Source organism: Dysgonomonas sp. 37-18, assembly GCF_001899125.1.
In the GTDB taxonomy this organism is placed as follows: domain Bacteria; phylum Bacteroidota; class Bacteroidia; order Bacteroidales; family Dysgonomonadaceae; genus Dysgonomonas.
In genome coordinates this window covers 359,761-368,914 of record NZ_MKVC01000030.1, presented here as the reverse complement: position 1 = coordinate 368,914, position 9,154 = coordinate 359,761, and the positions used below count along the sequence as shown (strand labels likewise).

The following is a 9,154-nucleotide window of genomic DNA, read 5'->3' as shown; positions in this document are numbered from 1 at the left end:
AAGTTAGGAAAAATTATATCTCCACAACTTTTAGGAAAGAGCCCAGATAACACCATCATGATGCGAATGAGGCATAATAGCATGAGCTAACATAAACATGCTAGCCATCAGAGTTAGAGTCAAAGCGATCAATCTCATATGTCTCATACGACAAAGATACAAAACTTAGGTAAAGAAGCTCTCGTTTCTTTACACAAAAAAATAACGAATAACTTTAGAACTAATAAAATATGACATTTTAATAGAATAAATATTTTAATTAAGAATAAATACATAACTTAGTGAGCGATTGTTAACCGAATACCCATTTAATAACTTTCAAAATATCACATCATGAGTAGAATAGAAAATGACCTTATTAGCAGTCTGCTTGTTCCTGATAATGCTTATTATGGAATACACACTCAAAGAGCAATCAACAATTTTAATATTTCAGGAATAAAGTTATCACATTATCCTCAGTTCATTAAAGCTTTAGCCTATGTAAAATGGGCAGCAGCCGAAGCGAATTATGAACTTGAAGTCTTGGATAAAGACATTCACGATGCAATAATAGAAGCCTGTAAAAAAGTTATAGAAGGAGATTACAACGGCCAGTTTCCGAGTGATATGCTACAAGGAGGTGCAGGAACCTCAACCAACATGAATATCAACGAGGTAGTAGCAAATATTGCCTTAGAGATTATGGGGCACAAAAAAGGTGAATATCAATACTGTTCTCCTTACGACCACGTAAATCTTTCTCAGTCGACAAACGATGCTTATCCGACAGGCGTAAAGCTAGGAATTCTCTTTTACAATGAAATGATAGAAGACACCTTGATTGAGCTAATAACAGCCCTCAAGCAAAAAGGACAGGAATTGAAGCATGTGATAACAATGGGGCGTACTCATCTGCAAGATGCCATACCAATGACATTGGGACAACAATTTGACGCATACGCTGCGACTCTAGAGAAGGAGAAGACTTCTCTGAGACAAAGCGTAAATTTGTGCCTCGAAATAAACATGGGAGCAACAGCTGTAGGTACAGGACTGAATGCTATTCCCGGTTATGACGCATTATGTGCTAAAAACCTGACACGTCTCACTCGATTCAATTTTACTTCTGCAAAGAATCTGGTAGAAGCCACATCAAATACAGGTAGTTTCGTAGCCTATTCTTCTGCATTGAAAAAGCTAGCGACAAAGCTCTCCAAAATATGTAACGATCTTAGAATACTGGCATCAGGGCCACGCTGCGGAGTACACGAAATAAATCTACCACCGATGCAAGCAGGTTCTTCTATTATGCCCGGGAAAGTAAATCCGGTTATTCCTGAAGTTGTTTCTCAAACATGCTTTAGAGTATTGGCAAATGATTTTGCGGTTACAATGGCTGCTGAAGCAGGTCAGCTACAACTGAATGTTATGGAACCTATTATAACGTATACTTTACTCGAATCGCAAAACCTGCTTAACAATGCAATAGTTTGCCTCACAAAAAACTGTATCGAGGGTATTACTGCTAATGAAGAACATTGCAAAAGTCTTGTTATGAACAGTATCGGACTCGTGACTGCATTGAATCCATATATAGGCTATGAGAATAGCACGGCTATAGCAAAAGAAGCTTTGGAAACAGGAGCGAATGTGTATAATCTGGTACTGAAAAAGAATATACTATCTAAAGATGATTTGGATAGGATATTAAATCCGGAAAATATGACAGGAGTGAAATAACCCCTCCCTTTAGAAAATGGAAAAGGAGTGAAAATATTTTTTCCACTCCTTATTCTTATTTCGACAAAAAACTTATTTCTATTAATCTTCGTCTTTCTGGCTTTCTGCATATTCTTTCAACAGCTTATCCTGAACATCTGAAGGTACGAGTTCATAGCTGGCAAACTTCATCGTAAATGAAGCACGGCCTCCTGTTAAGGAACTGAGTGAAATAGAATAATTAGACATTTCTTTCAAAGGAACTTTTGCCTTCAAGACTTCTATTCCTCGTTCGCTTTCCATTCCCATGATCATAGCTCGACGCCCTTGCAAGTCACTCATCACATCCCCCATTTTGTCCGAAGGGACAAATACAGATATATCATATATAGGTTCAAGAATTTTAGGTCCTGCATTTTTAAATGCTTCACTAAAGGCATTGCGACCAGCAAGCATAAATGATATTTCATTCGAATCTACCGGGTGCATTTTACCATCATATACAACTACACGAACGTCACGTGCATAAGATCCTGTTAGCGGTCCTTGTTCTAGGCGAGACATGATACCTTTGAGGATAGCAGGAAGGAAACGAGCATCAATTGCACCCCCTACAATACTATTCACAAATACGAGTTTGCCCCCCCAATCCAAATTATACGTTTGGGTATCACGTGCCTGCACTTTAAATTCCTGACCATTAAATCTATATACATCAGGTGCAGGCATACCTTCTGTATATGGCTCTACAACGAGATGCACCTCTCCAAATTGTCCGGCTCCTCCCGATTGTTTTTTATGACGGTAGTCTGCACGAGCTGCTTTGGTAATTGTTTCACGATAAGGAATCCTAGGTTCTGAGAAAACAATTGGAATCTTATCATTGTTTTCAATTCTCCATTTCAACGTTTTAAGATGGAACTCTCCTTGTCCTGATACGATCAACTGTTTTAGCTCTTTCGAATTTTCTATTAACCATGTAGGATCTTCTTCGCGCATACGCTGCAATACTTCATTCATTTTTTCAGTATCTTTTTCGTTTTCAGCTTTTATTGCACGACGATACTTAGGATCAGGATATTTTATAAAGTCGAATTTATTATCAACGCCTTTTGCATTCAGTGTATTCCCCGTACGAACATCTTTGAGCTTCACTGCCGCACCGATGTCGCCCGCTACAAGCTCTTCTATTTTTGTACGTTGTTGTCCTGCAGGAGCGAATATTTGCCCCATACGTTCTTTAGAGCCCCTATTTGTATTGATAAGATCATCTCCCTCATGCACCTTTCCGCTCATTACTTTAAAGTAGGACACTTCACCTACATGAGGTTCAACGGTTGTTTTAAAGAAAAACAAGCTGGTTGGAGCTTCCGAATCCGGTTTTATTTCTTCTCCTTCTGTATTTACCGGAGCCGGTAAATCGCGTACGTAAGGAACTACATTTCCTAAAAACTCCATTGTACGACGCACACACATATCTTTTTCGGCCGACACACAGAAAATCGGATATAAATCGCGATGCACCAATCCCCAACGGATTCCCATACGCATCTCATCTTCGGTGAGTGTTCCCTGATCAAAGAATTTTTCCATCAGAGACTCTTCATTTTCTGCTGCGGCTTCTACTAACTTCTGCTTTAATTCTCTTGCTTTTTCCAGTTCTTCATCCGGAATATCAAGCACCTCAGGAGCTCCACCTTCGGGTTTCCATCTGAGCATTTTATATTTTAATATATCAATCACAGCATTAAAACCTTCGCCACAATTGATAGGGTATTGTATTTGTACTGCCTTTTCGCCATACTCAGCTTTGAGTTGAGCGACAACGTTATCAAAGTCAGCCTTAGGATGATCAAGTTGATTAACGATGAAAATAACAGGCTTTTGAAGCTTTTGAGTATATCTCAATTGATTTATAGTACCCACTTCCATGCCATACTGTGCATTAAGTACCATAAGTGCAGTGTCTGTTACATTGAGTGACGTAACAACATTTCCGACAAAATCATCAGATCCCGGACAATCAATAAAATTCAATTTTCGGTTCATCCATTCCACAGAGAAAATGCTGGAAAAAACGGAATATCCATATTCTTTTTCCACAGGGAAATAGTCCGAGACAGTATTTCCATCTTTAACACTTCCTCTGCGTTTAATGACGCCGGCTTCAAAGAGCATGGCTTCGGCGAGAGTGGTTTTGCCCGCTCCCGAACTACCAAGAATTGCGATGTTCTTGATTTCTTGTGTTTGGTAAGTTCTCATGGCTAAATGTTTTTTACATGGTTAATATTATTCCTTTTACCAAATTGCCTCCATTTTGAGGCGATGTTTTCCAAAATTAATGAAATGTTCTGATGAAATAGCAAAAAAACGTATGTTATTTAGTTATAAAAGTTAGCATATAATGAATTTCAACCAAAAGATTCAAAATAAATTATCTACGATTGCTTACCTTTGCTCATATTGAGATAGATGAATAGATGGATACCGAAAAAATAAAAAGCTATATCGAAACTATCATTTCCCTCTCAGACGAAGAATGGGAAATATTGAGTACCCATATTGAATATAAAATTCTGAAAAAGAATGAATATCTCTTGTATGAGGGTGTGATCTGCAATTTTATAGCCTTCATTAATAAAGGCGTATTGATATACTGCAAAGAACTGGAGAATGGCAATGATATGACTACAGATATGGCTTTTGAAGGAGAGTGGGTAACTGATAATTATAGCCGCCTTAAAAGACTCCCTTCTCATCTTAATATAAAAGCTATTGAGGATTGTGAACTCTGGATAATAAAAGAAAAAGATCTGCCTTATCTTTATCAAAGAATACCTTCTCTCGAACGTTTTGGGAGAATACTTACAGAACAAGCTTTTATAAAAATGACTCAAATGAGTATCGATTTACAAACTCTATCTGCAAAAGAAAGATATTTAAAGCTATTCCGTAATTATCCTGAAATATTTCAAAGAATTCCCCTGCACTATATTGCTAATTACCTTGGAATTGCGCCTAAATCATTAAGCCGTATAAGAAATACGATTTTCAAGAAAGAGTAATTTGGTAACAAATGCGGAGTAATCAATTGCTTTTCTATCCGGATATTTGTCATAATTATTAAAATATCAGAATATGAAAAAGCAATTAATAGTATTCATTCTTCTTGGATTGGCAGTTAGTATCTCTGCACAAGAAACAATACCCCTGAAAAACAAGCAAAGCCATGAAGTAAAGCAAGCTTTTGAAGCAGAAAGTTTATTTCCCATGTTTCTTACCGGAGGTTATCATTTTGCCTTAGGGTATAGATATGAAAGATGGAGAGTAAGAGTTAGTGTTATTAACGGGGGATCGTACAATGCCGAGAGAGCGGGGATAAATAATTCAGCCGACGACTTTAAAAGATATTACAAAACCGCTCCGGGTTTATTCTTAGGGTATAATGTATGGAAGAATCTTGATATATATACATTTATAGAGGCTCATAAGTTTGAAATTGAGCAAAAAGGTACAGGTGTTAAAAAGGATATGAGAAGCTTTGATTTTGGAGGCGGGATTGGTTACCAATTTTTTATATGGCGCAACCTTTATATACAACCGGCCATACATATATATTTGAGAAAAGATAAAAGTCTTGATTTTGATCAGGTACAATACAATATCCCCAATATGGATATCTCACCCGTGCTCAGGATAGGATACAGAATATGGAGTAAATAATTTATCTACACAACCGCGCAGAAGGCTCTTAATTATTTAATTAAGAGCCTTCTATTGTTTTATAGCCACCACTCTTAAAATTGTGATATTTTTTCACTTATCAGAGTCATTTTATCAAGCTTTTGATATAACTTTAGGTTTCTAAATAAAACCTTGTTAACAGCATATACACCTATGGAAAAAATCACGACTAAAGAAGTCCTTGAATGGGCAAAAGACTTTCTCGTAAGAGCAGAAAAAGAGTTAACCCCCGAGGAAGTCAAAGAACAAAAAAAGTTTGCTTCACTCATTCAAACCCCTTCTAATAAAACTGTCTTATCTAAAATGCTCGACGAATCGTCACAGATAAGAGATAAAAAACTTGTTGTTAAGCGAATGAAAGAGCTTATCAACGAATATGGCGTTCCTGATTTCTTTAGCTCATTCGATCGGCTCCAGCTAAAACTTTTTATGAACTTTGGCTCTCTGGCTCCGGGAATAGCAGTTCCTTTATTTAATAGAAGATTGCGTGAGGAGACTAATAAAATAATCATAGCGGAAGAACGCCCTACACTTACAGGTCATTTATCAGGCAGATGGAATTCCAAAATAGGGCAAAATGTTAATTTATTAGGTGAAGTTGTTCTTGGCGATGGCGAAGCAAGGAACAGATACGAACATTATCTGGAAGCATTGAAAGAACCGGATATAAATTATATTTCAATCAAGCTATCAGGCATATATGCTCAAATACATTCGCTGAGCTACGAGCAAAACAAAAAAGAGCTTTGTGAATTAGTCGCAACAATTTACCAGCAGGCAATAGATTATCCATATACAGATCAGGAGGGAGTAACCCGACCTAAATTTGTGAATCTGGATATGGAAGAATATAAAGATACACACCTTACGCTCGATGTATTCGAAGAAGTATTGAGCATGCCTCAATTCAAGAATTACATGGCAGGTATTGTAATACAAGCCTATCTACCCGATGCGGGATTATTTCAGGAACGCTTATTGAAGTTTGCGAAAAAGCGTGTGGACGCAGGAGGCTCTCCATTAAAAATGCGCTTGGTAAAAGGAGCAAACCTTCAGATGGAAAGTATTGTATCTTCACTAAAAGGCTGGCCAAATCCTATACTATCTACAAAGGTAGAAGTAGATGCCAACTATATGCACATTCTTGACATAGCCTTAGAGCCTGAAAATGCAAAAGCATTACATGTAGGTGTGGCATCGCACAATTTCTTTAGTATTGCTTATGCCTATCTGCTCAGTGAAAAGAATGGCGTTGGCGATTGTGTCACTTTCGAGATGCTAGAGGGAATGGCAAACAATCTTCCGCGAGTAATAAGAGGGCTCAATAAACAAATCATTCTGTACACCCCGGTAGTTAAAAAGGCACACTTCCTTAACGCTATTTCCTATCTCGTTCGGCGTCTGGATGAAAATACAGGAAAAGACAACTTCCTTAGCTATTCATTCAACCTGAAGCTTGATAGCCCTCAGTGGAACTTCCTAACAAATCAGTTCCTCGAAGCATATAAGTTGAAAGATAGTATAGTTCCAAAATCATTCAGGACACAGAACAGGAAAGAAAAACCTATCCCTGTAGATATAAATGTATTCCATAACGAACCCGACACCGATCTTGACTTAGGTGCAAATAGAGAATGGGCATTAGAAGCACTGCGCAAATGGGGTACGCTTGTAGACGACAAAAACTTTGTTGTACCTGTTCAGATAGGAGATAAAGAAGTTATTACCGAACACAAAAAGAAGTACTATGATCGCAGCCGAAATGATCAGGTTTGTTTCTGCGAAGCAAATCTATCGTCACTCGATCAGATAAAAGAAATAATAAGTATTGCCGAAGAAGACAAATCGGGCTGGAGAAAAACGGATGTAAACAAACGAAATGAGATACTCCACCAAGTAGCCGAAAATTTAAGTGCGAAGCGAGGAGATCTTATCGGATGTATGGCAGCTATCACCGGAAAGACATTCGGCGAGGGAGACGTAGAAGTATCTGAAGCTATCGACTTCTGCCGTTTTTATCCGATTACGATGAAGCAGTTTGCAGTACTAAGTACTGTTGAGTACAAACCGAAGGGTATAATCTTGGTGATTCCACCTTGGAACTTCCCGCTTGCAATCCCTGTAGGTGGCGTTGCCGCTGCTTTAGCCGGAGGAAATACAGTTATCCTAAAGCCTGCTACAGTAGCATTACCAATAGCATGGGAGTTTGCGAAATGCTTCTGGGATGCGGGTGTACCTAAAGATGCGCTACAAGTTGTATGCAGTGCAGATCGCTCTTTGTTAGACTATCTTACTGCTCACCCTTCTGTAAAACATATAATACTTACCGGAGGTACTGATACAGCATTCCGCCTATTGGAAAACAGCCCTAAGACTCCATTATCGGCAGAAACAGGCGGTAAGAACGCAATCATACTCACGGCGAATGGTGATCAGGATCATGCCATACAAAATGTGGTGTCATCGGCCTTCGGAAATGCAGGACAAAAATGCTCGGCATGTTCTCTATTCCTGGTAGACAAAACAATATACAATGACGAGAACTTCAAGTCGAAACTTCGAGATGCTGTAACAAGCCTGCGTACAGGTAGTGTATGGGATACGATGAATATGGTAGGCCCAATGATAACTAACGACAACGAGAAGTTGATACATGCCATCAACAATCTCGAACCGGGTGAATCGTGGCTCGTAGCTCCGGAGTTTTTGGATGATAAGAAATATATACTCAAGCCTACTGTAAAATGGGGTGTTAAACCAGGTAGCTTTACGTTTAAGAATGAGTTGTTTGCCCCTCTATTATCTGTTGTATGCATAGATGGACTGAAAGAAGGAATAGATTATGCCAATTCATCAGAGTATGGTCTTACTGCCGGATTGCAAAGTCTGGATGAAGCAGAGCACGATCTCTGGAAAAACAGTATTGAGGCCGGAAACCTATATATCAACAGAGGGATAACCGGAGCCATCGTAAACCGTCAACCATTTGGAGGAATGAAACGTTCTGCCTTTGGCGGAGGCATCAAAGCCGGAGGTCCTAATTATGTATCATGCTTTGTCGAATTCACAGAAAAAGATGTAACGGGTGGATCTGAATATAAATACAATATAGGTGATCTTCTGACTGATATAAAAGAAAAGGCTCGCCTAAACTTTGCTTACGACAGTTATTCAAAAGCGTGGCTAAATGAATTCTCGAAAGCAAGAGATGTTAATCATCTTTATGGTGAAGAAAACATCTTCCGCTATTTACCTCTCAAGAGTATAGGTTTGCGCATACAAGAATCAGACTCTTTGTGCGATATTCTGTTAATTTTGTTAGCTTCCAACAGGTCGGGAACTCCTGTTGTAGTTAGCATTTCGGGTAGCGACGAAAAATTAGAGGCTATAGAAAAAGCTTCAAGCATGCTGTCCGGTGTCCACATCAAGATACAAGACGAAGAAAAGTTTGTAGAAGAAATGGATTCATACGAACGTGTCCGCACTTGTACCTCAGACCTTTCTGATGCAATCTATCGGAAAGCGGCAAAATTAGGAAAGCATATTGCATCCGACAAGCCTTTAATTGAAGGACGTATCGAACTGTTACACTACTTGAAAGAACAAAGTATTGCTTACGAATACCATCGTTACGGCAGCATCTTTGGTGAAGATAATAAATAAGTCCAATTTTTTTGAATGAAGAGAAGAGCCCCCGACCTAGGTTATT

The 9,154-nt window shown here is 38.6% G+C and carries 5 protein-coding genes; 4 read left to right on the top strand and 1 reads right to left on the bottom strand.

The window, feature by feature from the left end; translation table 11 throughout:
- Nucleotides 1-333 precede the first annotated feature (333 nt).
- Nucleotides 334-1,722, top strand: a complete 1,389-nt coding sequence (locus BGO84_RS12445) for an aspartate ammonia-lyase (protein ID WP_291029587.1) — start codon at nucleotides 334-336, stop codon at nucleotides 1,720-1,722.
- Between the two features lie 81 nt (nucleotides 1,723-1,803).
- Here BGO84_RS12445 and BGO84_RS12440 read toward each other — a convergent pair whose 3' ends face one another.
- The gene (locus BGO84_RS12440; RefSeq protein WP_291029584.1) at nucleotides 1,804-3,963 is read right to left on the bottom strand and encodes an elongation factor G; all 2,160 of its coding nucleotides are present in this window, start codon (nucleotides 3,961-3,963) and stop codon (nucleotides 1,804-1,806) included.
- 218 nt (nucleotides 3,964-4,181) lie between these two features.
- Between BGO84_RS12440 and BGO84_RS12435 the strand changes: the two genes are divergently transcribed.
- The 3 genes from BGO84_RS12435 to BGO84_RS12425 all read left to right on the top strand — a co-directional run bounded on the left by BGO84_RS12435 (nucleotide 4,182) and on the right by BGO84_RS12425 (nucleotide 9,108).
- On the top strand, nucleotides 4,182-4,766 hold the full coding sequence (locus BGO84_RS12435; protein ID WP_291029582.1) for a Crp/Fnr family transcriptional regulator: 585 nt from the start codon (nucleotides 4,182-4,184) through the stop codon (nucleotides 4,764-4,766).
- Between the two features lie 73 nt (nucleotides 4,767-4,839).
- Nucleotides 4,840-5,424: a hypothetical protein gene (locus BGO84_RS12430; RefSeq protein WP_291029580.1), complete on the top strand. Its 585-nt coding sequence runs from the start codon at nucleotides 4,840-4,842 to the stop codon at nucleotides 5,422-5,424.
- Between the two features lie 174 nt (nucleotides 5,425-5,598).
- Nucleotides 5,599-9,108: a bifunctional proline dehydrogenase/L-glutamate gamma-semialdehyde dehydrogenase gene (locus tag BGO84_RS12425; protein WP_291029578.1), complete on the top strand. Its 3,510-nt coding sequence runs from the start codon at nucleotides 5,599-5,601 to the stop codon at nucleotides 9,106-9,108.
- Nucleotides 9,109-9,154 lie beyond the last annotated feature (46 nt).

What these genes read in the sequence shown, in the direction of transcription:
- BGO84_RS12445 (WP_291029587.1), top strand. Translation starts at nt 334, where the DNA reads ATGAGTAGAATAGAAAATGACCTTATTAGCAGTCTGCTTGTTCCTGAT.
- BGO84_RS12440 (WP_291029584.1), bottom strand. Translation starts at nt 3,963, where the DNA reads ATGAGAACTTACCAAACACAAGAAATCAAGAACATCGCAATTCTTGGT.
- BGO84_RS12435 (WP_291029582.1), top strand. Translation starts at nt 4,182, where the DNA reads ATGGATACCGAAAAAATAAAAAGCTATATCGAAACTATCATTTCCCTC.
- BGO84_RS12430 (WP_291029580.1), top strand. Translation starts at nt 4,840, where the DNA reads ATGAAAAAGCAATTAATAGTATTCATTCTTCTTGGATTGGCAGTTAGT.
- BGO84_RS12425 (WP_291029578.1), top strand. Translation starts at nt 5,599, where the DNA reads ATGGAAAAAATCACGACTAAAGAAGTCCTTGAATGGGCAAAAGACTTT.